The 25,223-nt window shown below is 68.0% G+C and carries 22 protein-coding genes and 2 pseudogenes; 9 read left to right on the forward strand and 15 right to left on the reverse strand.

Annotated features, from left to right (window positions below; all coding sequences use genetic code 11):
• Positions 1 to 8 precede the first annotated feature (8 nt).
• Both ACH4DZ_RS07780 and ACH4DZ_RS07785 read left to right on the forward strand, forming a co-directional pair.
• Positions 9 to 2,912 carry a Z1 domain-containing protein gene (locus ACH4DZ_RS07780; protein WP_398286236.1) on the forward strand — a complete coding sequence of 968 codons (2,904 nt, stop codon included), beginning with the start codon at positions 9 to 11 and terminating at the stop codon, positions 2,910 to 2,912.
• Between the two features lie 135 nt (positions 2,913 to 3,047).
• Positions 3,048 to 3,527, forward strand: coding sequence for a very short patch repair endonuclease (locus ACH4DZ_RS07785; RefSeq protein ID WP_398286042.1), 480 nt, complete (start codon positions 3,048 to 3,050; stop codon positions 3,525 to 3,527).
• Here the strand turns inward: ACH4DZ_RS07785 and ACH4DZ_RS07790 are convergent.
• Both ACH4DZ_RS07790 and ACH4DZ_RS07795 read right to left on the reverse strand, forming a co-directional pair.
• A complete protein-coding gene (locus ACH4DZ_RS07790) occupies positions 3,438 to 4,685 on the reverse strand; it encodes a DNA cytosine methyltransferase (protein WP_398286043.1) in 1,248 nt (415 codons plus the stop codon). The two genes, ACH4DZ_RS07785 and ACH4DZ_RS07790, sit on opposite strands and share 90 nt — an antisense overlap.
• Positions 4,686 to 4,779: 94 nt before the next feature.
• Positions 4,780 to 5,487 carry an HNH endonuclease gene (locus tag ACH4DZ_RS07795; protein WP_398286044.1) on the reverse strand — a complete coding sequence of 236 codons (708 nt, stop codon included), beginning with the start codon at positions 5,485 to 5,487 and terminating at the stop codon, positions 4,780 to 4,782.
• Positions 5,488 to 5,632: 145 nt separating this feature from the next.
• On the opposite strand from ACH4DZ_RS07795, the gene ACH4DZ_RS07800 reads away from it, so the two are divergent.
• Positions 5,633 to 6,724 carry a DNA cytosine methyltransferase gene (locus ACH4DZ_RS07800; RefSeq protein WP_398286045.1) on the forward strand — a complete coding sequence of 364 codons (1,092 nt, stop codon included), beginning with the start codon at positions 5,633 to 5,635 and terminating at the stop codon, positions 6,722 to 6,724.
• 113 nt (positions 6,725 to 6,837) lie between these two features.
• Here ACH4DZ_RS07800 and ACH4DZ_RS07805 read toward each other — a convergent pair.
• From ACH4DZ_RS07805 to ACH4DZ_RS07820, 4 genes and pseudogenes are all read right to left on the reverse strand, one after another.
• Positions 6,838 to 7,365: pseudogene (locus ACH4DZ_RS07805) on the reverse strand (DUF3883 domain-containing protein); the annotation flags it as partial.
• Positions 7,352 to 9,175, reverse strand: coding sequence for a DEAD/DEAH box helicase (locus tag ACH4DZ_RS07810; RefSeq protein ID WP_398286046.1), 1,824 nt, complete (start codon positions 9,173 to 9,175; stop codon positions 7,352 to 7,354). The pseudogene ACH4DZ_RS07805 and the gene ACH4DZ_RS07810, both read right to left, overlap by 14 nt.
• Entirely contained in the window at positions 9,172 to 10,593 is a 1,422-nt protein-coding gene (locus ACH4DZ_RS07815) for a transcriptional regulator (RefSeq protein ID WP_398286047.1), read from the reverse strand. The genes ACH4DZ_RS07810 and ACH4DZ_RS07815 overlap by 4 nt, the downstream gene beginning before the upstream one ends.
• 97 nt (positions 10,594 to 10,690) lie before the next feature.
• On the reverse strand, positions 10,691 to 11,371 hold the full coding sequence (locus ACH4DZ_RS07820; RefSeq protein WP_398286048.1) for a hypothetical protein: 681 nt from the start codon (positions 11,369 to 11,371) through the stop codon (positions 10,691 to 10,693).
• Between the two features lie 236 nt (positions 11,372 to 11,607).
• Here ACH4DZ_RS07820 and ACH4DZ_RS07825 point away from each other — a divergent pair, with 236 nt between their 5' ends.
• Positions 11,608 to 12,342, forward strand: a complete 735-nt coding sequence (locus ACH4DZ_RS07825) for a hypothetical protein (protein ID WP_398286049.1) — start codon at positions 11,608 to 11,610, stop codon at positions 12,340 to 12,342.
• Between the two features lie 23 nt (positions 12,343 to 12,365).
• Here the strand turns inward: ACH4DZ_RS07825 and ACH4DZ_RS07830 are convergent, their stop codons facing one another.
• Positions 12,366 to 12,983 carry an ATP-binding protein gene (locus ACH4DZ_RS07830; protein WP_398286050.1) on the reverse strand — a complete coding sequence of 206 codons (618 nt, stop codon included), beginning with the start codon at positions 12,981 to 12,983 and terminating at the stop codon, positions 12,366 to 12,368.
• A gap of 213 nt (positions 12,984 to 13,196) precedes the next feature.
• Here ACH4DZ_RS07830 and ACH4DZ_RS07835 point away from each other — a divergent pair, with 213 nt between their 5' ends.
• Positions 13,197 to 14,042 carry a helix-turn-helix domain-containing protein gene (locus ACH4DZ_RS07835; RefSeq protein WP_398286051.1) on the forward strand — a complete coding sequence of 282 codons (846 nt, stop codon included), beginning with the start codon at positions 13,197 to 13,199 and terminating at the stop codon, positions 14,040 to 14,042.
• Positions 14,042 to 14,251, forward strand: a complete 210-nt coding sequence (locus ACH4DZ_RS07840) for a DUF397 domain-containing protein (RefSeq protein ID WP_398286052.1) — start codon at positions 14,042 to 14,044, stop codon at positions 14,249 to 14,251. The genes ACH4DZ_RS07835 and ACH4DZ_RS07840 overlap by 1 nt, the downstream gene beginning before the upstream one ends.
• 394 nt (positions 14,252 to 14,645) lie before the next feature.
• On the opposite strand, the pseudogene ACH4DZ_RS07845 reads toward ACH4DZ_RS07840, so the two are convergent.
• Positions 14,646 to 14,927 (reverse strand): annotated as a pseudogene (locus tag ACH4DZ_RS07845) (SAM-dependent methyltransferase); the annotation flags it as partial.
• A gap of 813 nt (positions 14,928 to 15,740) precedes the next feature.
• On the reverse strand, positions 15,741 to 17,159 hold the full coding sequence (locus ACH4DZ_RS07850; RefSeq protein WP_398286053.1) for an RICIN domain-containing protein: 1,419 nt from the start codon (positions 17,157 to 17,159) through the stop codon (positions 15,741 to 15,743).
• Between the two features lie 191 nt (positions 17,160 to 17,350).
• Here ACH4DZ_RS07850 and ACH4DZ_RS07855 point away from each other — a divergent pair, with 191 nt between their 5' ends.
• The gene (locus ACH4DZ_RS07855; protein ID WP_398286055.1) at positions 17,351 to 18,067 is read left to right on the forward strand and encodes a hypothetical protein; all 717 of its coding nucleotides are present in this window, start codon (positions 17,351 to 17,353) and stop codon (positions 18,065 to 18,067) included.
• A gap of 90 nt (positions 18,068 to 18,157) precedes the next feature.
• Complete coding sequence (locus tag ACH4DZ_RS07860; RefSeq protein ID WP_398286056.1) at positions 18,158 to 19,021, forward strand: rhamnogalacturonan acetylesterase; 864 nt, start codon at positions 18,158 to 18,160, stop codon at positions 19,019 to 19,021.
• A 58-nt stretch (positions 19,022 to 19,079) separates the two neighbouring features.
• Here the strand turns inward: ACH4DZ_RS07860 and ACH4DZ_RS07865 are convergent, their stop codons facing one another.
• From ACH4DZ_RS07865 to ACH4DZ_RS07885, 5 genes are all read right to left on the reverse strand, one after another.
• Positions 19,080 to 19,208, reverse strand: coding sequence for a hypothetical protein (locus ACH4DZ_RS07865; RefSeq protein ID WP_398286057.1), 129 nt, complete (start codon positions 19,206 to 19,208; stop codon positions 19,080 to 19,082).
• Positions 19,205 to 19,876, reverse strand: a complete 672-nt coding sequence (locus tag ACH4DZ_RS07870; RefSeq protein WP_398286058.1) for an ABC transporter ATP-binding protein — start codon at positions 19,874 to 19,876, stop codon at positions 19,205 to 19,207. The genes ACH4DZ_RS07865 and ACH4DZ_RS07870 overlap by 4 nt, the downstream gene beginning before the upstream one ends.
• On the reverse strand, positions 19,873 to 21,963 hold the full coding sequence (locus ACH4DZ_RS07875) for a bacteriocin-associated integral membrane family protein (protein ID WP_398286059.1): 2,091 nt from the start codon (positions 21,961 to 21,963) through the stop codon (positions 19,873 to 19,875). Before ACH4DZ_RS07875 ends, ACH4DZ_RS07870 begins: the two co-directional genes overlap by 4 nt.
• Before the next feature lie 151 nt (positions 21,964 to 22,114).
• Entirely contained in the window at positions 22,115 to 22,408 is a 294-nt protein-coding gene (locus ACH4DZ_RS07880; RefSeq protein ID WP_398286060.1) for a lactococcin 972 family bacteriocin, read from the reverse strand.
• 447 nt (positions 22,409 to 22,855) lie between these two features.
• Positions 22,856 to 23,899, reverse strand: coding sequence for a GlxA family transcriptional regulator (locus tag ACH4DZ_RS07885; RefSeq protein WP_398286061.1), 1,044 nt, complete (start codon positions 23,897 to 23,899; stop codon positions 22,856 to 22,858).
• Positions 23,900 to 24,064: 165 nt separating this feature from the next.
• On the opposite strand from ACH4DZ_RS07885, the gene ACH4DZ_RS07890 reads away from it, so the two are divergent.
• Complete coding sequence (locus ACH4DZ_RS07890; RefSeq protein ID WP_398286062.1) at positions 24,065 to 24,574, forward strand: protease; 510 nt, start codon at positions 24,065 to 24,067, stop codon at positions 24,572 to 24,574.
• A gap of 3 nt (positions 24,575 to 24,577) precedes the next feature.
• On the opposite strand, the gene ACH4DZ_RS07895 is transcribed toward ACH4DZ_RS07890, so the two are convergent.
• Positions 24,578 to 25,114 (reverse strand): hypothetical protein, encoded by a 537-nt coding sequence (locus ACH4DZ_RS07895; protein WP_398286063.1) that lies wholly within the window; start codon positions 25,112 to 25,114, stop codon positions 24,578 to 24,580.
• Between the last annotated feature and the right edge of the window lie 109 nt (positions 25,115 to 25,223).

Below are 25,223 nucleotides of genomic sequence, written 5' to 3' on the forward strand. Positions count from 1 at the left end.
TGTCCGGCATGACGAGCGGCCCGAAGCACTTCGCCAAGTGGGCGGCGCTGGCCGCCGACGAGGACCACCCCGACGCCGACCTGACCGAGGAGACGTTCCGCGCCCGGCTCGCCGCCAACGACGAGGCGCTCCTCGTCCTGTGGAGCCGTCACCTCAACGACTGGGACTTCGCCAAGTCCGCCCCCTGGGCCCCCGACGTCCCGCCGCGCACCCCGGAGCGGCGCGCGGCCGCGTACGACCGGCTGCGGCTCGGCGAGGACCTGCGCAAGGTGCTCGACGAGCTGGTACGGGTGTCCGAGGTGCCCGGCGCGACGATCATTACCCGGGAGTTCACCCCCTGGTACACCCCGGAGCGTGCGGAGGCCCGCTCGTTCTACTGGCGGGCGTACGAGCGCAAGCTGCGCGCCAAGGGCTGGTCGCCGGAGGCGGTCGCCGGTCTCGACGAGGCGAGCCGCGCGGTGGTCGAGCGCCTAGCCGACCCGGAGCAGCCTGCCGCGCGCCAGGCGAAGGGCCTGGTCGTCGGTTACGTGCAGTCCGGCAAGACCGCGAACTTCACCGGTGTGGCCGCGAAGGCCGTCGACGCGGGATACCGCCTGGTCATCGTCCTCGGCGGCACCCTGAACATGCTGCGTGCACAGACGCAGCGCCGCCTCGACATGGAGCTGATCGGGCAGGAGAACATCCTGCGCGGCGCGGACCCCGACGACGTGGACAGCCTGGTCGGCGTGGACTACGTGGGCGACGACGAGGAGTGGCCGGAGTTCGTCCGGCACGGTGGGCGCCCCTCGACCCGTGGCGCGTTCGACATAGAACGCCTCACCACGCGCGACAACGACTACAAGAGCCTCGCGCAGGGCATCCGCGCCCTGGAGTTCGAGAAACGCGAACCGACCCGCCCGCTGCACGACCCGTCGAACCTGCACCACACGGCGGCCCGCGTGATGGTGGTCAAGAAGAACAAGAGCGTCCTGGAGAAGCTGGTCAAGGACCTCAAGCAGATCCACGGCCTCCTCGGCGAGCTGCCCGCCCTGATCATCGACGACGAGTCCGACCAGGCGTCCGTTAACACGTCGAACCCGAAGAAGTGGGAGCAGGGCCGCACCGATCGCACCGCGATCAACAAGCTCATATCCCAGCTTCTCGGCCTGCTGCCGCGCGCCCAGTACGTCGGCTACACGGCGACCCCGTTCGCCAACGTCTTCGTGGACCCGAGCGACGGCGACGACATCTTCCCCTCCGACTTCCTCATCTCCCTCCCCCGCCCGGCCGGTTACATGGGCGTACAGGACTTCCATGACCTGGACTCGGCGGTGCCGCACGAGGAGCGGACGTACACCAACTCGCAGGAGAGGGCGCACGTCCGCGGCATCTACGACGCCACGGGCGACCGCCTCCAGGAGGCGATGGACGCGTTCGTCCTGTCCGGCGCGCTGAAGCTGTACCGGGCGGCGCACGGCGTGCCGGAAGGCCCGTTCCGCCACCACACGATGCTGGTGCACGAGTCGGTGAAGAAGGACGACCACGCGGAGCTCGCGCTGCGCATCAACTCCATGTGGCACGAGGCGGGTTACGCGTCCACAGCGGGCCACACGCGGCTCGCCGCACTGTGGGAGTCGGACTACGCGAAGGTCAGCGGGGCCCGCGCGGCAGGCCTGCCCTCGCCGGCCTCGTACGAGGAACTGCGCCCGCACGTCAGCCGCGCCCGCCAGCTCATCGGTTCCGGAAGCCGTCCCGTCATCGTCGTGAACGGCGATTCGGACCGCTACTTCGACCAGCTCGACCTGGACTTCGACCGCACGCCGCACGTCTGGAAGATCCTCGTCGGCGGCGCGAAACTCTCGCGCGGCTTCACGGTGGAGGGCCTGACGGTCACCTACTACCGCCGCACCACCCAGCAGGCGGACACCCTGATGCAGATGGGCCGCTGGTTCGGCTTCCGCCCTGGCTACCGCGACCTCGTGCGCCTCTATATCGGCCGCGAGGAGGCGTACGGGCGCAGCCAGACGGCGGACCTGTACGAGGCGTTCGAGGCGGTGTGCCGGGACGAGGAACTGTTCCGCGAGCAGTTGGCGCGGTACGCGCAGCTGGTGGACGGACGTCCGCAGGTGACGCCTTCGCAGGTCCGGCCCCTGGTCTCCCAGCACCTTCCCTGGCTCAAGCCCGCCGCCCGGAACAAGATGTATAACGCTGAGCTGGTGGAGATCCGCTCACCGGGCGAATGGGTGGAGCCCACGGCTTACCCGGATGCCGCGGCGGACCTCAAGTACAACGCGGAAATCTGGAAACCCGTCCTCACCTCGCTCGACGAGGAGCCGGTTCCCTTCGTGTACCTCCCGAGCGACGACCGCGGCACTTACGTGTCCTACGCCGCGAAAACACAGATCATCCCGCACGCCCAACTCCTCGGTATCTTCGAAAGCCTCACCTGGGGGCGCCCCGACCTCTTCGCGCCTCACCTTGAGTACCTGCGGGACCCGAGCGACAACGGTTGCGGTACCGACGACTGGGCGGTGATCCTGCCGCAGACCAGCGGCCGGACTGCTACGGCGGGCAGCATCCTCGGCAGCCAGTCCCTCAGCCTCGTCCAGCGAAGCCGGAACGCTCACGGAGTCTTCAACCGCATCTCCGGTATGGCGCACAGGCAGTCAGCCGAACGGATCGCCGGTGCTCGCGCTCTGGCGCCGGATGACCCCTTCGCGACCCAGTTCCACCAGCCGCGCCGGGGGGCACTCCTGCTGTACCCGGTCCTGGAATCGGAGTCCGTCCCGAACAGCCCGACCAAGGTCGTCTCCGTCAACACGACCAAGCTTGTACTGGCCGCGGCCTTCGTACCCGCCGTGCACCGCGCGGGCTCAGCACGCCCTTACGTACGGTTCCGCGCGGCCGATTCGTCCATGCCCGCGCTGGACTGAAAACCTGCTCCCTGAGAGAAGTGAGGCGCTGTGTGGCCTGTCCCGGTCCGGAGAACGGGACAGGCCACATGGACGAAGGCAAGCTGATCCTCCCCGACCTCGGTCGGACCGATCGCGCACAGGGAAGGCACCGCAATGCCCGACACCGAGGACTGGGTTCCCCCCGCAGGGTCATGGGCTTCCTCGGCGGCCCGACGGCGCAACATGCAGGCGATCCGCAGCAGAGACACAAAGCCGGAACGAGCGCTGCGTCGTCTCCTGCACGCTGAGGGACTGCGCTATCGAGTGGCGGCCAAGCCTCTCCCAGACCTTCGCCGCACGGCCGACATCGTGTTCCGGCCCGTTAAGGTGGCTGTCTTCGTTGACGGCTGTTACTGGCACGGCTGCCCGGAGCACTACGTCTCCCCGAAGACCAACCCCGGTTACTGGTCGGACAAGGTCGCGGGCAATGTCGCCCGCGACCGTGACACCGATCAGCGCTTGTCAGCGGCCAACTGGACTGTGCTCCGCTTCTGGGAGCACGAGTCACCCGAGGAGTGCGCGAGCACTGTTCTCCGCGTCGTCCTCAAGCGTCGGGATGCTCTGCTGCTCAGAAAGTCCGGGCGCGGTGAGTGAGGGATCGTCCTCGGGCTCGTGCTCAGGGCTGGGGTCGGGCAGAAGAGGACCCGTACGCAGCAGGGCCTCCCGGATTTGCTCACCGACGGCAGCCGCCACGGGCGGCGGGAACGCGTTGCCCACCTGACGGTACCGGGCGGTCTTGCCTCCAACGAACTCCCAGGCCCCCTCGGGGTCCCTCTCGTCCGGGAATCCCTGAATGAGCGCGGCCTGCTGAACGGTCAGCATCGGCCCTTTTTCCAGATTACCCAAGTCCCGCTTGGGGTCGACCATCTTGTCTTCATCGTTGGCCACCCCCATAGCGTCGACGCCGAGCATGCCCCAGGCCCGCTTCGCCCGCGTAGGCCCGAGGTCAGCTCCGCCATGCTTCTTCGAGCCGCCTACCAGGGTCGGTGCGACGGTCCCGAGCTTCGCCGCGTCGTACCATTTCTCATACCGCGGTGACCCATCGCCCAGCCGCCGCTTCATGGTTTCCTCCAGCGCGTCCACCACTCGGCGCACCTTCGGCAGCGGCTCAGGCCAGTCGAAACCGCGGTACTCGTCCTTACGAATAGCCACGAGGATGGCACGCGGACGCAGTTGCGGAACGCCATAATCCTGTGCCTGAAGGACCTGCCAACCGCAGATCACATATCCAAGGTCGCGGAGCCTGTTTTTGATGTGGTTCCGATAAGGCCTGAACTTGAGTTCCGGCTCGACCAGACCGCGCACGTTCTCAATCATGACCGCGCGGGGCTTGAGCTCTTCGACGAGTTCGAGCATGCGTGGGAAAAGGTCGCGCTCATCGTCACGGCCGAGCTGTTTGCCAGCCGCTGAGAAAGGTGGGCAGGGAACTCCGCCGGCCAGCAGGTCAAGCTTCCGGGGCTTGATGCGGTCGGCCTCGTCGGCAGGGATCCCGTTCGCCAGCGCCTTAGGATCCGGGACTTCCTCCAGAGGCTTGAACTCTTTTACGTCTGCCGTACGGACGAGGCAGTGGTCCTTCTCCCAGCTCCAAGAAGGCCGGGCCTTGATGTTGGCTTCCAGCGTCGCGGCGGCGTGCTTGTCGATCTCCACCAGCGCGAGGTGCCGGAAGCCGGCACGGTGAAGCCCCACAGCTTGGCCACCAGCGCCCGCGCAGATCTCGATCGAGGTCAGCTTGCGGTCGTCGGCGGTACCCACTCGACTCCTCCTGGTGCGGCGATTGCAGAGACGCAAGTGTCGCATCCCTTAGCACCCAGGAGCCACGGCATGGCCGGATGGCCACATCAGGCGGTCAGCTCTTCAGGAGCGCCTCAAGGTCCTGGCGCAGCGCCTCACGCAACACCGCGGGGAGCTGCCGGTACATGCCCCACGCCTTCTCCGCCGGCGACAGGGTGCGATGGTCGGCTTCCATCCACTCCAACAGGTCCCGCTTGCCGCGGTTGGGCAGGGCGGCCACCCGGTCCCAGACCTGCTCCTTCGTCATCTGCACGCCGGTGAGATGACCCACGGTCTCATTGCACCGGGCGCACTCGGTGATCAGGTCTTCCGCGTTCCCCGCGCTCCCGGACTTGTGCGGATTGACGTGGCCGAGCGTGAGGCGCCCGCGCGTACCAGGGTCATCCGCGTATTCCTCGCCTGCCGCGATGCCGCAGCGGCGGCACATGTGCAGATCGCGTTCATACACGAACCGCCTCGTCTTAGCGCTGATCTGGCGCAGGCCGGCGGCCCGGTGTTCCGGCTCCCACACCGGCCGCCCCATGGCCTCCAGGTAGAGCTGGTCCGGCTGAAGACTGGGCTTGTCGCGGTACGTCTTGATCACCCAGCCAGCGGGGCGGAGGTCACGCATCCGGCGGTCCACCTGCTCGGCTCCCTGAATGGCCTCCCGGAGCTGCGCCTTGGAGAAGGTGCCGCCTTCGCCCACTTCATCGCGCAGCCACAGGGCGACCCTGATCCGGGTGCCCAGGTCCGTGTTCCGCCAGCTCAGTTCTTCCTCTTGCACAGCTCCACCAATCCGCTCACACGTTCGCAACCCAACCCCTTGGAATGGAGACCTTAGTTTGCCGCCACTTGCCGCGGCAAGTGGCGGCAAGCTGCTCCCACTGCGTGCGGACATAGTCGTGCGCATCCGCCCCAGGAGGCTCTACGTGACTGGCAAGCCCACAGAGGACAACCGCTACACCTGTGTCGAGCTGTGCGCCGGTGCGGGCGGCCAAGCCCTCGGCCTCGAACAAGCGGGCTTCAGTCATCAGGCGCTCGTCGAATTCGACCTTGACGCTTGCGACACCCTGCGACTGAACCGGCCGGACTGGAACGTCACACAAGCGGATATCAGGAAGACGGTCCCGGCTCTCGGGTGGAGTGGGGACCGCCCCGCTCTCCTGGCCGCTGGAGTACCGTGTCCGCCCTTTTCGCTGGCCGGCGCACAACTGGGAAGCGACGACGAGCGGGACCTTTTCCCGGCAGCACTCGCCGTGATCTCCGAACTCTGCCCGCGAGCAGTGCTGCTGGAGAACGTGAAAGGGCTCCTCCAGAAGAAGTTCGCGACCTATCGGGCGCAGATTCTCGCCACCCTGTCTTCTCTGGGTTATTTCTCCGAATGGAGACTGCTCTACGCGCGGGATTTCGGAGTTCCCCAGCTCCGCCCTCGCGCGGTCCTCGTCGCCCTGGAGGCAGAGGCGTTCGACGCGTTCACCTGGCCCGCGACGCACCCGGCTTCCGAGTCCCGCACCGTGGGCGACGTGCTGCGCTCTTCTATGGCATCCCGCGGCTGGGAACTGGCCGACGCCTGGGCCGCTCAGGCTCAGGGCATCGCTCCCACCGTCTGCGGCGGCTCCAGGAAGCATGGCGGAGCCGACCTGGGCCCCTCCCGCGCACGGCGTGCCTGGGCGGAGATGGGAGTGAACGGTTCCAGCATCGCCGACGAGCCTCCCTCCGTCGGCGACTCCCTGCCGGTACGGCTCACCGTCCAACAGCTCGCGCTGCTCCAGGGCTTCCCCCCGGACTGGCGGTTCGCCGGGCGGAAGACGTCGGTGTACAGGCAGGTAGGCAATGCCTTCCCGCCCCCGGTCGCACGAGCCGTGGGCCGAGCCATCGCGGACGCCCTGGCTCAGGCCGACCATGCCGACGAGGGCGACACCCCCCAGATGGGCAGTACGGGGGACACCCTCTTCGGAATGACATGCATGCCATCGCTTCGTCGGAGCCCAAGCGTGAGCGCCTGCCCCGGCACCCGATAGCGAGCGGATTCCCAGCTGGCCCGCCGATCCCGGTCCACGGGGCCGTGCTGGCGCAGCCACTCGGTGTTCACGGTCACCACGTTCAGAGCCTCACCCTGCTTACCGAGCAGAACGGCGGCCAGCAGCCAATCCGGGTCGTGGCACATCACGTCGTACTCGTTCCGCGAGAGGTGAATGACCAGCCTGGTGGGGTTCGTCGTGGTCTTCACCTCGATATGCGCGGGCGCATCCGTTAACGAGATGGCCTTGATGTCATATCCGCAGGCATCCGTGAGAAGAGCTACGTGCACCACTTCCCTCGCCCCGCCATGCATCAGCAACTCCGCTACGGCCGCTTCCCCCGCCGTTCCTGTCGCCCGGCGCGCAGCCTCCGCCGCTTCGCTCCACTGGCCCTGAGCGATACGGGAAGCCGCCCACTCGTCGGAGCTTTCGTGATCGCTGACACGCAGCACCGGCCGATCACCACCGTCGAGGAGATGTACGCGGCGGAGCCAGGCAAGCCCTTCCGCGTACTGGGCGGGGGTGAGATCCGCGTAATCCGGGTGGTGAGTGAGCACAGCGCGAGCACGCGGCACGTCAGCGACCGGCAGCAGGTCCAGCCACCGCAATGCCGCGCGGCGTGCTCCCTCACTCGGCGGCATGGGACTCGATGTGGCGCAGTAGCGCGCGGATGTCGGCCATGTCCATCCCAGCCGCGAGTGACGGCTCCTCCTGCAGATCCGCGAGCTGCTGCACGGAGGGATCGTCGAGGATGCGCCCCATGAACTCCAGTTTGTCTTCGAGTCGCAGAGCCACCACTTCATCGATGGTGTCCTGTGCCGCGAGGACGGTGACCCGTGTCTCGGTGCCAGGTGCAAGTCCCAGACGGTGAATGCGGTCGAGGCTTTGCAGGAAGCGGCCCGCCATGAAGTCCCGGTCTACGTAGACGGCGTCGTGACAGACCTGGTGCAGGCTGATGCCCTCCCCCAGCGTCGCGGGATTGGAGAGCAGCACATGGCAGTCCGGGTCTTCTCTGAAGCGCTTGAGCTGACCGGCCCGGTCGACCGTCCCGCCGTGTACTACGGCCGGCTGGTAGGCGGAGAACAACCGCTCCAGAGTGGTGAGGCTGCGGACGAACGTCGTCCATACCAACGTCTTGCGCCCCTGTGCCGCGTTGTCCGCGACGATGCGCAGTGCCTCTTTGTACTTCGGTGAGAGCTCGTAGTCCGGCAGCCTTTCCAGCAGGCCGTACAGCGAGTCCGTCTGCGGCACCTCCAGGGGCGGCACCTGATAGTCCAGGGGCGCGTACCGGCTTTCGCCTTCCACGAGCAGGGCTGGACTTGTCGCCGCCATGAGCAGGCGCAGCATCGCCTTGCCCAGGGCGTCGAAGTTGTCCCGACCGGACTCCGCCCGCGCTGTGTATTTGCCTACGAGGGCGTCATAGACCTCGCGATGCAGAGCGGGCAGCTCCACGTAACGGATACGCGTCTCGAAAGGAGGGAGGCCAAGCTCGCTCTTGGTGGTGCGTGTAAACAGCGGGCGGAGCACCTGGCTGGCGTGGGCAAGGTCGCCACCCGCGACGGCCTGGGTCACTACCCGGCGTCCGTGCCCCGGCCACACGAAGGACAGCAGGTTCTCCAAGTCCTTGGCCCCGTTCGGCGCGGGGGTGCCCGTAAGAATGAGGCGCCGGCGGGCCAGGGGCCCAAGGGCCATGCAGGCACTCCCGTAGATGCCCTCGGCACCGAGCTTCATGCGGTGTGCTTCGTCCAGAATGATCATCGAGGGAGCCGCCCTGAGCCACGCGGCCAGCACGGGGAGCGAACGGTCAAGCCGCTCGTAGTTGATCAGCAGCAGTTCCGTGCCGGGTTCGGGGCCCTTCTCCATCACCCGGGCGGTGAGTGGCTCCGCGAAACATACTCCGCTCTCGTACGTCCACGACTCGTATGCCGATTTTGGACTCACTACGAGCAGACGTCGCACCTCTCCCTGCGCCCGCATCGCGGCGAACATCGCGAGGCCGACACGCGTCTTTCCAGCGCCGGGGACAGAGAAGTTGGCTCCGTGCTGGAGCGAGAGGAGCCGCGCTATATCCCGCCGCTGGAAATCGGTGAGGTCAGCGCGCCAGTCGGAACCAAGCCGGTCCTGGACTTCGCTGGCGCCGACAGAACTGACGGCGGAAGGGTCGAGCAGCGCTTGCTCGGCACGGTCAGCGTCATCCAGGACACCGCCCACCAGCACGGCGAGCTCTTCTTCCCACTCCACGGTATCTGCGGCAGGCCAGTCACCCAGCGCAGCGAGACCCGTCAGGAAGTCATCCAAATCGACTTCGACTGACGTCAAGGTGCGCTGGCCGCCAGCCGGGAAGCGGGCGGCCAGCTTGCCGAAGTCACCAGCATGTTCCTGGGACGCCCGCAGGACGGCCCGGGTACGCGTGACGTCGAAGGCGATCCGGAGAGACGGGCTCTCGGTCACGGGCCCTCCTGCCGGACCGCGTCGTGCAGCCACGAGACGCCATCGCCCGGGGCCTTGATGCTGCGCTGAGTGGCCACGGCGAGCTTGGTCAGCGACTGCCGCAGGGCGAGTATGGCCTCGTCAAACGCCTCCTCGTCCAGACTTCCGGACGCCTTGGCGAGCGTCAGATCGGTGATGCACTGCTCGATGTCCTGGCACGCGTCGGTGATGCGGTCAGGGGCCGCCTGCTTCCGCTTGCGTACCCGGGCGTCCTTGCCTGCGGGCTCCAGGGCCTCTTCCACGGCCTTGCGCGCGTCAGCGTAGGTCCGGGCGGCGGTCACAGCGCGCTCGGAGACACTCTCCCCTTCGGCCTTCTCCACCGCCTTGGCCTTCAGGATGGCGTTCGTCAGCTCCTTGGCCTCAGCGACCGAGGCAGATGCGGCCTTCACCGTTCGGTTCAGGCCGGGAATCCGCACCGTGGCCGGCGCTTCGGGACGGACCTCGGCTTTCAGCGATTCAGGGAGCGTCCGGTCCAGGTATCTGGCCCTGAAGTCGTCCTCAATGAGGCGGACGTCCGTCTTCGAGAAGTCCATGACGATCGCGGCCAGCCGCAGCTCCTTCACCAGCTCGGCCTTCTCCTCGCTGACCGCCCGGTCCTTCCGGTACCGGCGCCACAGTTCGCGCAGCCTTTCCTTGGCGCCCTCGAAGTCCACCAGTTTGAGCTGCGCCTTGCCGTCGACGGAACGCTCGCGGAGGTCGTTGAGCGTCGCGAGGATCCACATGTCGGCTTCGACCGTGTCGGTCCGGCGGCGGAAGGACTTGGCCACCTCCGCCAGAGGACGGTTGAGAGCCAGCTGTTCGTCGATCGTGATGAGCTCGTTGATGTACGAGTACTCGCGTCGCTGGTCCGGACGGAGCTGCAACGCCAGCTCGACGGCGTTGATGTCGTCCCAGGTGCACGACTCAGGGAGCACACCGACCCGGATGTTCGGGACGCCGAGTTCCTTCAGCGCCGCACGCCGGGTGTTGCCGTTCACGAGGATGCCGTCGCGTGTGATCAGCCCAGGCTCGTTCTGCCGGTAATCGCGCAGGCTGTTGAGCAACTCAGTGAAATCGGGGTCCGGCCTGCCCGGGTCCGCTGGCAGAGCCATCAGCAGGTGGTGCAGGTAATCCTGGCTCTCGCCGATCCAGGGCGATTCATCGAGCAGCTGGTCGCGATCGGGGTCGTAGCTGCGCTGAGCCCGGATGCGATGCGTTCCCGGGTTGTAGTAGAGCATCTCGACGGGCATGTCGATGACTTCCACATGCAAGGGCTGCGTCCGCCACTCGACGGTCAGTGTTTCGCGGACACCGGCACCCTCGGAAAGCTCCTTCAGACGCTGTTCAACCAGCGACCGGTTCTCTTCTGCCAGCGGCGGCCGACCGAACTCCTTGCGCACCAGATCTCCTCGTGTCGTCTGTCGTCGTTGCTGTGTCTCAAAGCGCGGGGGCCCGCGACCGCTTGTCCCGGGCCCCCGCCCATGCCGCGGCCGTCTACTAAGCCGGCGGGTTCAAGGCTGCGCGGATCTTCGCACGTGACTCCTCGGGCAGGGCCCGGTAGTCCGCCCAGAAGATCTCGGCCTCGCTGAACTCACGCCGGTCATGCGCCATCCACTCCGAAAGCATCCTGCGCTCAAGCGCGCTCAGCGCGGACGCGCGGGACAGCATGGAGCCGAGGTCCGTCTCCGCTCCCCTACCACCTACACGGCAGCGGTTGCACTCGGACACCAGTTCCGTCGTCTTGCTGCCGTCCGGCTGCCGCACCACACGCCGGGCGATGTCGATCTGCGCCGACTCGTACGTGCCGGCGTAAGTCTCGCCTGGGGCGATCCCACATGAGCGGCAGAAGTGGCCGTCCCTCGCCAGCACTTCCCGGCGCCGGGTCTGGGTGATGGACGAAGCAGGCCGGCTGCCCTTGCCCGGCTCCCACACAGCCTCGCCCTGCTTGACGAAGCGCTGCTCGTGCGGGCCCAGCGACGCGTCTTCGCGGTTCGTATCGATCTGCCAGCCGAAGTCACGAAGGTCCCGAACCCGGCGGTCCGCCTGGCTGACGCCGGGAAAGGCTTCCTTCACCTGCTCCTTCGTGAAGAACTGCCCCTCCCCCACCACCTCGACGAGCCACAGGGCCGCGCGCTTCATGGTGCCGAGCTTCGTGTCCGTCCAGGACGGCGTGCCCATCGCTTCCCCTTACGTCCGTCCGAATGTCAACTGACGCTCCTTCACCTGGCGGCTGCGAGCGACAGGAACGACTCTCGCCTGAACGCCAGCAACAAATCCAGCCCTGACGGCACATTGCGGCAGCGCAAAGAATTGCGGCTCCGCAACTGCACGAAAAGCCTTCTCAACTAGCGCATGGCAGAACCACAATGAAAGATCCGCACCCAGTGGCTCATACCGAAGGGGAAAGCCTGGCCATGAAGGAAGCGCACAGAGCAGCCACGGAGATCGAGGGTGGCGGGAGCCTCTCCTCACGCCAGGAAATGTTCACCGCCGCCTTGCGCCTGACCCTGGCCGCAGCTGACCGCACTCAGGGGCGGGTTGCCGAGAAAGCGGGCATCGCCACATCCAGTATGTCCTGTTACGTAACGGGCAGGCGTGTACCCAGACTTGGGAAGCTCGAAAGCATCTACAAGGCCCTTGAGGCAGAGGCAGTCGATCAGGGATTCGATCTCCCGTACTCGCTGGCCGACTTGCTTGATCTACGTGCAGGCGCCGAACTGGAGAAACGCGCCCCGGAGGCCACCGCGACAGTGCTGCATGAAGTGGAATCTGTAATTCGCGATCTCGTCGAGGCACCACCGGGGGAGCAGACTGTTGCGCCGGTCACCCCTCACGAGGGGGACCGGCGCAACAGTGTCACTCCACACGCCGCCGACATCGCCGCTTATGGGCGCCACCTTGCGGCAGGCAGGGTTCGCGATGCCCACTTTCATGCCTGGGTGATGGGCAGCAGGCTGCCTTCAAACGAGTTCCCTCTCGCCGTCGCCTCCTATCGGCGGACCGGGGCGGAAGAGGCAGTGGAGACCATGCTCAACGCAGCCGCTGACCGTGACGTGCAGGCATCTATCAACATCGCCGCAGCCTTGCTTGACGAAGGTCATCTAGCTGACGCGCGGGTTCTGTTGAACGTCCTGCGCGACGACGCGTAGGACACAGCCTCGGCATGCCGTACTTATGCGGCCTCCGCGTCGAAGTGCATCCGCGCCCGGCCCAGCGTTTCGACTGCGTCACCGCCCGAGGCCACCAGCCAGTGCAGAAGATCAGCGATGACATCGGAGACGGATTCCTCCGCTGTCGCACGGGCCGGCACCGGAGCCGCACCCACTACACGCCGGTACTCATCCAGCACCATCGCCGCGCGCTGCACACTCATGCCCTGCCGAGCCGGCTCCAGGGACAACTCGCACCAAACAGCCTTGCCTTCGGCGGTATAGAGGGTCCCCCAGCCCTGACTCATCGCCGCGACCAGATGCAGGCCCCTGCCACATTCCGCCTCGGCGCACATCTCACTCAGGACGGGCGCGCTCCGGCTGCTGTCGTGCACCTCCACTCGCAGACAGTCGCCTCTCGGCTCCAGCACCACCATCGCCGGCGCGCCATCCCCGACATGCTTCAGGACGTTGGTCGCCAGTTCCGTGACCGCCAGTTCGACCTGGTCGGTGATGGCTTCGGCACCCCACTGCCGCATGGTGCGGCGCACGGACTTCCGCAGCAGACCAACTTGCGCCGGCGCGGCCGTAAACGGCAGAGCCTCGTGCAGCCGCCGCTCGCGCGCTTCACAGAAGGACATGCTCACTCCCTCCCTAGCCACACAGCCCTACGCCTGTCGCCATGGGACGACAGCACTGCGTAGCGGTACGACTACGAGAATGACACAGGGAATTCCCGCCATGTAACTTCTCACGGGTATCTATCGAGTGAACGCGCTGGCCCCGCCGCTCGCCGACTGCCTACCCTTCAGGGCGTTGCCGGGCAGGAATCCGGTGCGCGGGGAGGAAACCGCATGTCCGTTCAGACCACTACGCGCCGACGGCAGCTCGGGGCGATGATGCGCAAGCTCCGCGCACGCAAGGGCCTCACCTTGGAGGCGGCCGGCATTTTGGTCGGCGTCTCCAAGGCCACGGTCAGCCGGTACGAGACGCAGGCCGGACCAGTCAAGTGGCTCGTGGTGGATGCGCTGTGCCGGGAGTACGACGCAACCAGCGCTGAGCGGCGGGCCGTTGTGGCGCTCGCCAAGGACGCCAAGCAGCAGGGCTGGTGGAGTTCCTTCGCCGACTCCATCCCGGAGAGCATGAACCTGCTGCTCACACTTGAGGACGAAGCCGTACGCGAGGACCATTTCTCCTGTGTGTACGTGCCGGGGCTGTTGCAGACCCGCGCCTACAGCAGCGCCTTGCAGCGGGCCAGTGAGATCCGTCTCGCGCCTGCGGAGATCGAGCGTCTCGTCGACATCCGCATGAAGCGGCAGGAGATCCTCGCCCGGCCGGCTCCGCCCCGGCTGTGGGCGATCCTCGATGAGTCCGTGGTCCGTCGCGTCGTCGGCTCCCCCGCCACCATGAGGGAGCAGCTAGACCGTCTCCTGGAGACGACGGAGTCGCCTCACATCACCCTTCAGGTCCTGCCTTTCTCGAAGGGCGCGCACGGTGCCGCCATGGGCAGCTTCGTCATCCTCGGCGGCACCGAAGCCACTCTGGACGTCGTGTACGTGGACTACCACGCCGGTTCCCTCTTCCTGGAGAAGGAAGAGGAGCTGGAGCGATACCGGCTTGCGTTCGACTACCTGCGCGCACAAGCGTTGGACATGGAGGCGTCCGCCTCTCTGATCCACCATGTCCGCAAGGAGCTGTAATGCCCGTCCCGCCCGAGTCCTGTGACGACTACTCCTGGTTCAAGTCGTCTTACAGCGGTGCCAACACGACGGAGTGCGTAGAGGCCGCCTTCGTCACCTGCGGCATCCTCATACGTGACTCCAAGCAGCCGACCGGCCCGCGCCTCGCCCTCTCCCCTGCCGCCTGGACCGCGTTCCTCGGGGCCGCTCAGGAGACGCGTACGCCGTAGCCTCGATGGGTACGTTCCGCCGCCCGTCGCAAAGGTGATCGCCGCCATTGCCGTGCCCTGGACTGGACCATGTTCTCGGCCTGGCGCTGGCGCAGGGACGACCAGATGCCCAACCGAAAGCACTGGCGGAGGGAAGGTCTCGACCGGGTTCGTACCGCACTCGGTCGCTTCGGGCCCAGCTGGAGCAGAACCCGAAGCGATGCGCCTGGCCCCAGGGAAATGACGCGCTCAGTTATGGAGGACGAGAGGGCACCGGCAGCGTCGTACACGGGCGCGGGTATCGGCGAAGTGCCCGGCTCGGCGTCCGGGCCTGGTGGAAGCACGGTCCAGCTGGCGGGCGCCCTGGGCGGGATCAAGGAACTCCCACCCTGGCGCCCGAAGCCCGCGGGCCCTGTCAGGGCCCAGGCAGCAGCAGGCTGGGCATCTCCTCGTGTCGCAGGTGCTGGCCGCCGTCCTGGACGTGCAGGGTGAAGGTTTCCGGGCCCGGGGCGCCGGCCCAGTCGTAGGCGTCCAGGACGCGCTCGATGCGCTCCCACAGTTTCACCGGGCCGCCCTCGCGCACCCGCCAACCTCTGTCAGCCGGGGTGAGGGTGGCGGCGGATCCGGTGACGACGTCGACCAGCTGCACGGTCTCGCCGACGCTCACCAACTGCGCGTCGGGTACCGCGCTCTGTGCCCAGGAACCCAAGGAAACGGACAGCGCGGCTACGATCGCAGCGGACCGGCCGGTCCGTTGCGATGACCAGGAGCGCGCGCATGGACGATCACGGAGACGACTTCGGGCCGTGGAGTCCGGAGAGCACCAACCACGCCGTACAGCGGACAGACGATGAATGGGCCTCGATCGCGCGTTACGTCCGGCATGCGGCGAACAAGCTGGGGCCCCAGCTTCCGTTGTGTCTTCCCGGTGAACCGCGGGAATGCGGGCGGACCGCTCAGCAGCATGTGTTGGCCTGGTCCGCGCACCTCAAGGCCGTAGCCCATCACCTCATGGAGTTGTCCACGCCGAGTGAGGCGAGAGGGACGTTCGCTGCCGGGCCCCTGTATCAGCGGCGCTTGGCTGAGGTGAGGGAGCAGAGCCCTCCTGCGCATGCCGGCCGTTGACCCGCGCTCCCCTGGACCCGGAGTTCAGGGAGGAGCGGGTGGGAGTGGTGAGCCCTGCTTCTTCAGTGCTGTTGGGGCCGCACGCTTCCTGGCAGTGTCGTGCCTCCGCGGGCCGTGTAAAGGGCGGCCTGCGGCCGTCGCCTGCGGCGATTGCGCTGCGCTTCACCCTTGACCCGGCCCGCTCCAGCACGGGTGAGAAGCGAGCGCACGGCCCGGAAACGCGGGGGCCCGCTGGGTGGGATGCGGGCGGGTTGGTTGGGCTGTGGGGCGGGGTTCGTGGGGCGCGGGCGCCGCTCGCAAGCACGCCCGGTCAGCTCAGCGGCTTCCGGAGAGTGGGCGGGGCGTGGTCGATTGGGGCGACCACCGGAAGTCGGCCTGGAAGCGGTCAGTTCTGTGAGGGGTGGACGATCTGCCACTCCTGGTCGTCCGTGTTGGTGCAGTGGAAGATCAGGAGGCGTACCTCGTCGGTGCTGGGGCTGTTTCCGCCCACTTCGAGGCACAGGTTCTTGCTGGCGAAGTTGCGGATCCAGTACGAGCCGTTGTCCTGCTTGTCGGCCCACCACAGCTGGTTGTCGTCGGTCGTGCCGACGCAGTCGGCCTCGGAGATCGCCGCATGGATGGACTGGGGCCCGGTGCCCGGCAGATCCATGCAGAACTGGTCCTTGACGTTGCGGATCTGGAAAAGGGCGGTGTCACCGGGGCCGAGCTTCGGATAACGCACCTCAAGGTCCCAGAGCTGGTTGTCGTCGGTGCGCTCGTCGCACGTGAACTGCTGCACCCGGCCGTCCTTCTTGCCTTTCCCCTCCCCCGGGACGTCGGCGCATCTCTTGGTGCTGGTGTTCCGCAGAAGGATGTTCTGGGCGGGCACCACGCTCTTGGGTGCTTCCGTCTTCGTCGGCTGCGCGGAAGGCGCCCCTCCGTCACCCGCGCCATCGGAACTCCTCGTGGCGGGCCAGCCGGCGTCCGGCTCGACGGACGGGGCCTTCGGCGCCTCGGGGGTCGGTGAGGGGGAGGGCGCCAGCGTGCTGATGTCGGCTGCCTGCAGTTTCTCCGTGGCGGCGCTGCGGACCTGGGGCCTGTAGGCGATCCACAGCATCACGAAGGTGATGGCGAGTGCCATGAAGATGCCGAGGAAGGTGGCGAGCCAGCGCGGCAGGAAGCCCTTCTGGACGTACCTACCTTCCACGTCCAGCGGCTTCGCACCGGACCGCTGAATCGCGAGGGTGTAGGGCCACTCCTCCTTCGAGCCGAACCAGATTATCTGCTTCGGCTTCAGCGTCGTCCTGACGAACGCCGCTCGCCCCGGCTCGACCTGCACGTTCGACGGATGGATGTCGTACGACAGGTGATCACCGTTGTCGCTGCCGGCCACCGACGCCGTCAGCTTCGTATTGCCCAGGTTGTCGACAGCGAGCTTCGGACGCCCACGGAAACGGCCCTTCACCGTGGGCGGCACCAACTCCGCCCGCACCTCAGTGAACGGCGTGATGGTCAGGTTCCCCTCGGGAACCGTCGTCGCCTCGGGATGCTCGGTCGGCGTGATCCGCACCGCGTACGGATTCGGCCCCGCCGTCGCGTCCGGCGTACGCGGCGGCGCGAACGTCAGGTCCACCGAACCCGTCGTACCCGGATACAGCCGCAGCGTCTGCGGTTCGACAGCCGTCCAGGGCGCCAGAGCTCCGACGGCCTCGAAACGGTATTCGTCGACGACGTCACCGGTGTTGCGAAGACGCAGCCGCACCGTCGTACTGCCACCCGGATCCACGGTCGCGGAGGCGGGTTCGAGGGAAGTCCAAAGGCTCACTCTCGGACGCTACACGTATGCCCGATGCCTGATCAGGAGGCACCGGGGCACAGCGGGTGCCCGAAGGGGCAGGGGCTGGTTGCCCGTGATCCACCCCTGATTCACCGGCTTTCCCTTGCGTTTCCTCCCGGTACCGGTGCCCGGAGGGGTGGTGTCCGGTCCGCTCGGGGATGATCTGTCCCATGGGGCACATGGGACATGAGAAAGGGCGCGGGGCGGACATGGACGACGCCCTGGCGTGGGACGAGCGGTTGGCCTGGGCGTACGGACTGATCTCGAAGGATCCGGCCGAGCGGGCCGTCGCACTCGATCACTTGGCCTCCGCGCAGAAGGCGACGGCGGAGGCTGTGGCGCGCTTCAACACGACGTTGATGTCGCTGCAGGAAGAGGGGGTGGAGGAGCCGTACGAGGTTGCGGCTCTGCGGTCGGCCTGGGAGGAACGCCTGCGGGCCGGGGCCCGTTCGCTGCCCGACGGTGTGTGGAACAGCCTGGATCACGAGGACATCGTCGAGTGGCCGGGGCTGCCCTACGCCCTGCTCTTCCTGGAATGGGAGGCCCGGTTTCCGGATGAGTGGACCCTCGCCGCCAAGGAGTGGGGGACGAAGGAGAAGCTCATCCGGGAACTGGCCGTGGACTCCGTCGGGCGGGATCCGGTGGCCCGGACCAAGCTGATCGACCTGGTGGAGATCGTCGTGCGGCGGGCCTATCGCTGCAAGGACCGCGAGTACGTGCGCATCGCCCGCATCGTCGACGGGCCTCCGCTGCGCGTGCGGCTGGAGGCGGCCCGGCGCTCGGAGAATCCCTGGGCCCAGTTGCACGCCGGGTACGTGCTGTGGCTTCTCGACCGGCCCGAGGTGCCCAACAGCCGTCTCGTCTGGCGGACCTGGCTGGCGGACACGCGGCAGTGAGCGGCGAAGAGCGAAGAGCGGCGGCAACCTTTCCCTCCGCTGCTGCCACCCCTCTCTGACACCCCCCAACTCCCGTAAAGGGAAGGTCAGATGAGTCGCAACAGCAACAACAACAGTGACGGCAACGGCAACGGCAACGGCAACAGTGACAGCAACAGCCGCCAGGTGAGCAGTCGCAGGCGGTTTCTGGTCGGTTCCGCCGGTGCGGTCGGTGCCGGGGCCCTCGGTGCTCTGGGTCTGCCCGGTACCGCCAGTGCCGCCGCGGCGGCGACCGGCACCCTCTACATCGCCAGTGACTCCACCGCGCAGACCTACAGTTCCGGCTACTACCCGCAGGCCGGCTGGGGCCAGAAGCTGTCCACGTACCTCACCTCGAACATCACCGTCGCCAACCGTGCCATCGGCGGGCGCAGTTCGCGTTCCTTCATCGAGCAGGGGCGGCTGGCCGCGATCCATCAGGTGATCAAGGCCGGCGACTACCTCTTCGTGCAGTTCGGGCACAACGACGCCACCGTGGGCAACGCCGAGCGGTACACCTCCCCCGCCGACTACAAGGAGTACCTGCGCAACGACTACATCCGGGGTACCCGGGCGCGGGGCGCCACACCGGTCGTCGTCACGCCCGTCTCGCGCCGCTCCTACAACGCGACCACCGGGAAGTTCAACGTCTCCTTCCCCGCGTACGTGGATGCCGCGAAGGCGGTCGCGCAGGAGGAGGGCGCTCCGCTGGTCGATCTCGCGGTGCTCAGCCGGGCCTATCTCGACGGGATCGGCGTCGAGGGCTCCAAGGGGATCTTCCTGTGGCTGAACGCCGGGCAGTACCCGAACTTCCCGAACGGCGTGCAGGACAACACCCACTTCCAGGAGCGCGGCGCCGTCGAGATGGCCCGCCTCGTCGCCCGCGCGGTGGCCGGGCTGGGGCTGCCGGTCTCGGGCGAGGTGGTGCCCGGGTGAGGGGCGCCCGGGCAGGGGGCGCGCCCGTGGCCTGGTCCGCGTTCCGGCAGCCGGGCTGTCAGAACACCCTGAGGGCGATGCGCTGGATGATCGTCAGCGCGTGCGTGCCGTAGACGAGGAGGACGACGGCGGCCACGGCGACGACGATCGCGACGGTGACGCGGGACCAGGTGAGACGCATGTTCATGCGGTGGTGCTCTCCTTGACAAGGGTGGGGCGGGTGGAGGTGCCCACGTGCAGAACGCTGTCGCACAGGTCCCTGACGGTGGGGTCGTGAGTGGCGATGACCACGGCACAGCCGCTGTCGGCCAGGGTGCGGAGGGTGGCGATGACCATGTGGGTGTTGTCGAGATCGAGGGCGCCGGTGGGCTCGTCGGCCAGCACGAGGGCGGGCTGCTTGACGATGAGGCGGGCGAGAGCGACGCGTTGCTGCTCACCGCCCGAGAGACGGTGAACGATGTCGTCCTCGCGGCCGGCCAGGCCGACTTGTTCCAATGCCTGGGCGGGGGTGGGCCGGGGTGTGGGGCGTGAGCGGAGGGGCTTGACGGCGACGCCGAGGTTGTCGGCGATGGTGGCGTTGTCGATGAGCGCGTAGTTCTGGAAGAGGTAGCCGAGGGTGTCGCGGCGGTAGAGGCGCGCCTTGCGGGGGCTGAGCTCGGTGATGTCCTGATCGTGGTGGCGCATGGTGCCGGCCGTGGGGGTGTCGAGGAGGCCGAGACAGTTCAGAAGGGTGGATTTGCCGGATCCGCTGGGGCCTGTCAGGGCGAGCATCCGCCCGGCTTCGATGGTGAAGGTCAGGTCCTGCCACAGGGCGCGGGGGCCGAAGGACTTGGACAGCCCGGTCAGGTCGATCACGCTTCGGTCGATCCTTCCTTGACGATGCGGCGGTGGAAGAGGGCCAGGACGGCCAGGGTGGTGGCAATCTCGACCGCGACGAGGCCGGCGATGACGGTCAGGTCCTGGCCGGTGACGGTCATGGGGTCGCGGGGGGCCGGGATGCCCATGGCCTCGTACTGTTCCAGGCCTTGGTTGTACTGGTGGACCTGGTAGGGGAGCCAGGAGACGAGCAGGGCGACGATCGCGGCTTCGACGGCCAGGAGACTGCGATGGGTGGTGGTGAAGGTCCAGCCGTGAAGGTGCCGGGCGAAGATCCGCTGCGCGTTCTTGCGGGTGTGGACGATGACGACGCCGATTCCGGTGACGAGCAGAACCATGAGGGCGATGGCCAGGTTGAACAGTCTCAGGCGGAAGTCGGCGGTGATGTCGCGGATGGCCTGGGCGGCGTCGGCGGCGACGGGGCTGATGCCGACGACCTCGTCGCGCAGCTCGCGGGCCTCGATGCCGTCGGTGATGTCGGCGGGGTCCGGGAAGACGATGCCTCGCTGCGAGGCGTAGGCGGTGTAGCCCTTGTCGCTGATGTGGTCGGTGCCGTTGGGGACGACGATGACGACGGGGTCGGTGAAGAAGGAGTCGTCCGAGAGCTGGTCCTGTCCGGCCTCACGGGTGCCGCGGGCGTTGTAGGTAAAGATCTTCTGGCCGTCCGCGGTGGGGCGCACGTCGATCTGCCCGGGTGTGATCCGGCCCGGGTCGGACGGGCTGAGCAGGCCCGGCACCAGGGCCGTGAGCCTGTCGGTGAAGGAGGCGAGGTGTTCGGGGACCAGGAGCAGGATGCGGCCGTCGCCGCCGCTGGTGGCGGGGTAGCGGTGGCCGTCCGGGGCAAGGATCTTCTGCTGTTCGAGGAAGGTCTCGTTGGCGACCATCAGGTCGTCGGCGGGGATGCCCCGGGCGTCGCGTGAGCGTGCGAGGTCCTTGTGACCGGCGAGGATGATCTGGCCGTCGACATCGGCCGCGCGGAGCCAGGGGCCGACTTTCGCCTCCAGCTCCTTCAGTGCGTCCGGGGCTCCCAGGCTCCCGTTGAGGCGGATGGAGGAGGCGTTGCCCGCTTTCTCGTACACGCCGAGCGAGTCCTCGCGGCGGGCCAGGTCCTGTCCGGCCTGCAGTACCGCGGCGGCGATACCCAGGGCGAGAAGGAGAGCGGGCACTCGCACGAGGTAGGCCGCGACGGCCGTGGAGCGGGCGGGGATCTCCCCCTTGAGGGCGGCCAGGATGCCGGTGCGCGCGGTCAGGGCGAGCGTGGCGGCGTGGACGGCGAGGACGAGCGCAGTGAAGGCGGCTGCCGTCGCGGTGGTGAGCAGGGCGAACAAGCCGAACCAGGCGAGGTGGTTGTACCAGGCCAGCAGCCCGGTTGCCGCGACCGCCACGACGGCGAGGGCGACCGTCCAGAAGCGGGCGAGGCGGCGCAGGTCACGGGCGAGGATCGCGGGCAGGGACATGCCCTGCAGGCGCAGCACTCCGTAGGACTTGGCGCTGAGGAGCACGCCGGCGCCGGTCATGGTGACGCAGACCAGCGCGACGACGACGAGGGAACCGGCCAGGGCGCTGCCGCCGTAGGCGTAGGAGAGCTGGTCGGGGGAGGCCGGCTGGGCGTGCCATGCGGTGAGGCCGTGCTGTTCCAGGAGTTCGAGGAACGGACCGACGGCGTCGGGATCGCCGAAGAGGTAGTACAGACCGCGGGGATCGCGCTCGGAGATGTCGGCGAGCGGTCGGGTGGTGGTGGCCTGGCCGGGGCTGAACGCCGGGTAGCCGCCTTCGAGCCAGTCCGCACGGGGGCCGGTCGGGGTCAGGTAGAGGTCGCGGCTGCGGTCGGGATGCTCCAGGTCGAGTTCCTGCCGGCCCACGGTGACGTCGTGGTCGCGGGCGAACGCCTCGATGGCCTGCTCGATGACTCGGCCGGAGCTGGTGTCCCGCGACTCGGTGACCTGGGCGACCGCCTCGTGGCCCAGGACCCACTGGTCTTCGAAACTCTTGAGGAACAGGAAGGAGAACAAGGCGGAGAACGCCAGGATGACGGCGTGGGCGAACTTGACGCCACGATGCAGCATGCGTGTCCTACAAGGCTTTGAGGGGGGATCGACCGGCCGTGAAGACTTCGATCGTGGAGGATCGACCGGCCATGACGGAAAGCACGCATGCCCCCGAAGGGCCGCGGTGCGCGGGCCCCTTCGGGGGCATGTTACGCGTGCTGCTGACCGGTCAGCAGGTGGTCTTGTAGTAGGTCTCGTTGCCGGACAGCGCGGCCGGGGCCTGCGTGATGGACCAGTTCCCGGCGGACGCCTCGTCGCTGTCGATGCTGGAACCGACCGAGGTCGAGCCGTGACACTTGGACCCGTGGTAGTAGTCCGACCACACGTAGGACGTGCCGGCCCCGTAGTCCCAGGTTCCGCCGCCGATGCTTATCACCGTCGCCAGCGCGGGAGTGGCAGCCGCCATGACCAGTGCACCGGACACGAGCGCGATCTTGGCTGTGCGCTTGAGCCTCATCATCATCAACTCACCTTTGTTTAGTGGGTATGTGCGATGGCAACGAACGTCGAACACACAGAATGATCACTGTGGACAGAAGGGAAGGGTAAGTAAAGATCAAGACGGACACTGACGTGAAATGATCTTGGATCGTCACGTGACGTGTGCACGCCGACACGTGCGGTGCACCCGGCCGCCCGTCATCACGGACCGGCGCCGCGACGGCCGGCGGCGGGCGCGGGGCGGTCCAGGTCGCATCTCGGAACCACTCTCCGTCGGTGAGAAGCTGGTGGTGGGGTCGGGGGCAGCCGGACCCATGGCAGGTCGAAGGTGTCGGTAGGTCGGGGCGTGGCCCGCGGTGTTCGGGGCGGCCGGGGCCGTGGCACCGGCGTCGGGGGTCGTGGCCGACCGGCGGGGATGATCGGCGAGGCTGATCGGCAGGGATGAGGCCCGGTCCCGGCGCCGCCCGGTTCAGCTCCGCCGGGCCACCCTCAGCCGGGCGACGTCGGGGTCCGCGGGCGGGGCGACGTCGGTGTCCGCGGGCGGGGCGACGTCGGGGTCCGCACCCTCCGGCGCTCCCCGGAACGCCCTCCGGTACGCCTGCGGGCTCGTCCCCACCACCCTCTTGAACCGGTCCCGGAAGGCGGTCGGTGAGCCGAACCCCGCCTGCACCGCGATCCGTTCGACGGGGTGGGACGTGTTCTCCAGGAGGTGCTGGGCCCTGCGCACCCGCGCCCGGTGCAGCCACTGCAGGGGTGTCGTACCGGTCTGCTCGCGGAAACGGCGGTTGAGCGTACGGGCACTGGTGCCGGCCCGGACTGCGATGTCGTCCAGCGTCAGGTCACGGCCGGCGTTCTCCTCCAGCCAGTTCAGCAGGGGTTCCATCGTCGTGCCCGCCGGGGCCGGGGGCTGGGTGTGGACGATGAACTGGGCCTGCCCGCCCTCCCGTTCGAGCGGCATGACGGACATCCGGGCCGCGTGGGCGGCGACGGCCGAGCCGTAGTCCTTGCGGATCATGTGCAGGCACATGTCCATCGCCGCGGCGGCGCCCGCCGAGGTGAGGAACTGGCCGTTGTCGACGTAGAGGACGTTGGGGTCGACCGCCACCGCCGGGTGCATGGCCGCCAGGTCCGCGGCGGCGATCCAGTGCGTGGTCGCCCGCTGTCCGTCGAGCAGCCCGGTGGCGGCGAAGATGAACGCGCCGACGCAGATCGAGGCGATGCGCGTTCCGTTCGCGGCCGCCGCGCGCAGGGCCTCGGCCACCCCGGGCGGCAGCGGGACGGTCGGGTCCGTGGTGCCGGGCACGATGATCGTGTCCGCCTCGGCCAGCGCCTCCAGGCCGTACGGCGCCCGCACGGTGAAGGCCCCCGCGCTCACCTCCTCGGTCGGCGAGCAGACCTTGATCCGGTAGGGCGCGCGGCCGTCGGGCAGCCGGGCCCAGTTGAAGGTGTCGATCGGGGCGGAGAGATCGAACGGGATGACCTGGTCGAGCGCCAGTACGGCCACGGTGTGCATGGCAAAAGCATAGGCAGGCCACGGATTCCGGCCAAGCGGTGTTCATCGGGGCATGAGGCCTGTTCGGTGAGGATTGACCGCCCCTTTCGCGGCTGGCGAGAATCCGTTGAAGGCTGGCGATAGCGCCACTTCCGAGAGATCCGGTACGCCGCCTACCGTCCCCTCGTGACCAAGTTCCTCCTCGTCCTCCACGTCCTCGTCGCGATCGTCGCCGTCGGTCCCGTCACCGTCGCGGCGAGCATGTTCCCGCCCAGCGCCCGGCGGGCCCTCGCCGAACCGGACAATCCACGGGCCACGGAGACCGTGCGCCTGCTGCACCGGATCTGCCGGGTGTACGCGGCCCTGGGCATCGCCGTTCCCGTACTCGGCATGGCCACGGCTCTCAGCATGGGCGTGCTCCACGACACCTGGCTGATCGTCTCGATGGTCCTGACCGGGATCGCGGCGGCCGTCCTGCTGGCGCTGGTGCTGCCGCGCCAGGAGGAGATCATCGAAGCGGTGGGGTCCGCGTCCGCCACATCCACCGCCTCCCCCGAGGTCGCCGAGGTCGCCGAGGTCGCCGTGAACCCCCGGGTGACCGTTCGACTCGCCATGTTCACCGGCATCTTCAACCTGCTCTGGGCCACTGTCACGATCCTCATGATCGTGCGGCCCGGTTCCACGACGGGCGCCTGACACTCACACCCGCTGCTGGTACCGGGACTGGGGCTGGAGCTGTTGCCGGGGCTGGGTCTGGGACTGGGGCTGAGGCTGGTGGGCGACCACCAATCCGTCCAGTGATTCCTCCGCGTCCGCCCTGAGCCGTCGGCCCACGGACGTCGCGACGAGCACGCCCGCGGCGATGACGAGGGTGGAGGACGCCCAGATCAGCTGCCAGGGCCACCCGGGCACCCCGGACGGCTCGCGGTACGTGTGGAACGAGAGGTACATGAGCGCGGCCGGGGGCGCCGCCACCAGCAGCAGGGGCCAGGCGAGGGCGTCACGGTGGCCGAAGTAGACGGCCAGCAGGAGCAGCAGCACGGCCAGGGCCGTGACGCCGAGGACGGTCACCGGCGTCGCCTCCGTGGTCGAACCGGGTGACGCGGGGTGGTCGTGCAGGTCCCGGGGAAGGCAGAGGAGGTACGCCGCCGAGGCCAGGGCGGCACCCAGCAGGCGGGTCGCCCAGCGTTCCGTCCAGGGGCGCTTCGACAGCGGGCCCAGCAGCTTCTCGGTCATGAGAACAAAGGTGCCTCTGCCGCACACGCGGCCGACAGAGTACGCGTACTCAGTTCGCCCGGCCGCCAGGTCGCCGGTTCGGCGGTTCGGCGGTTCGGCGGTTCGGCGG

This window comes from Streptomyces sp. NPDC017991 (assembly GCF_044328075.1).
Lineage (GTDB): Bacteria > Actinomycetota > Actinomycetes > Streptomycetales > Streptomycetaceae > Streptomyces.

Excerpts from the sequence above, each read along its gene's own strand:
- ACH4DZ_RS07780 (WP_398286236.1), top strand. The coding sequence starts at position 9 with ATGACGAGCGGCCCGAAGCACTTCGCCAAGTGGGCGGCGCTGGCCGCC.
- ACH4DZ_RS07785 (WP_398286042.1), top strand. The coding sequence starts at position 3,048 with ATGCCCGACACCGAGGACTGGGTTCCCCCCGCAGGGTCATGGGCTTCC.
- ACH4DZ_RS07820 (WP_398286048.1), bottom strand. The coding sequence starts at position 11,371 with ATGGGCACGCCGTCCTGGACGGACACGAAGCTCGGCACCATGAAGCGC.
- ACH4DZ_RS07825 (WP_398286049.1), top strand. The coding sequence starts at position 11,608 with ATGAAGGAAGCGCACAGAGCAGCCACGGAGATCGAGGGTGGCGGGAGC.
- ACH4DZ_RS07830 (WP_398286050.1), bottom strand. The coding sequence starts at position 12,983 with ATGTCCTTCTGTGAAGCGCGCGAGCGGCGGCTGCACGAGGCTCTGCCG.
- ACH4DZ_RS07835 (WP_398286051.1), top strand. The coding sequence starts at position 13,197 with ATGTCCGTTCAGACCACTACGCGCCGACGGCAGCTCGGGGCGATGATG.
- ACH4DZ_RS07840 (WP_398286052.1), top strand. The coding sequence starts at position 14,042 with ATGCCCGTCCCGCCCGAGTCCTGTGACGACTACTCCTGGTTCAAGTCG.
- ACH4DZ_RS07855 (WP_398286055.1), top strand. The coding sequence starts at position 17,351 with ATGGGACATGAGAAAGGGCGCGGGGCGGACATGGACGACGCCCTGGCG.
- ACH4DZ_RS07860 (WP_398286056.1), top strand. The coding sequence starts at position 18,158 with ATGAGTCGCAACAGCAACAACAACAGTGACGGCAACGGCAACGGCAAC.
- ACH4DZ_RS07865 (WP_398286057.1), bottom strand. The coding sequence starts at position 19,208 with ATGAACATGCGTCTCACCTGGTCCCGCGTCACCGTCGCGATCGTCGTC.
- ACH4DZ_RS07875 (WP_398286059.1), bottom strand. The coding sequence starts at position 21,963 with ATGCTGCATCGTGGCGTCAAGTTCGCCCACGCCGTCATCCTGGCGTTC.
- ACH4DZ_RS07880 (WP_398286060.1), bottom strand. The coding sequence starts at position 22,408 with ATGATGATGAGGCTCAAGCGCACAGCCAAGATCGCGCTCGTGTCCGGT.
- ACH4DZ_RS07885 (WP_398286061.1), bottom strand. The coding sequence starts at position 23,899 with ATGCACACCGTGGCCGTACTGGCGCTCGACCAGGTCATCCCGTTCGAT.
- ACH4DZ_RS07895 (WP_398286063.1), bottom strand. The coding sequence starts at position 25,114 with ATGACCGAGAAGCTGCTGGGCCCGCTGTCGAAGCGCCCCTGGACGGAA.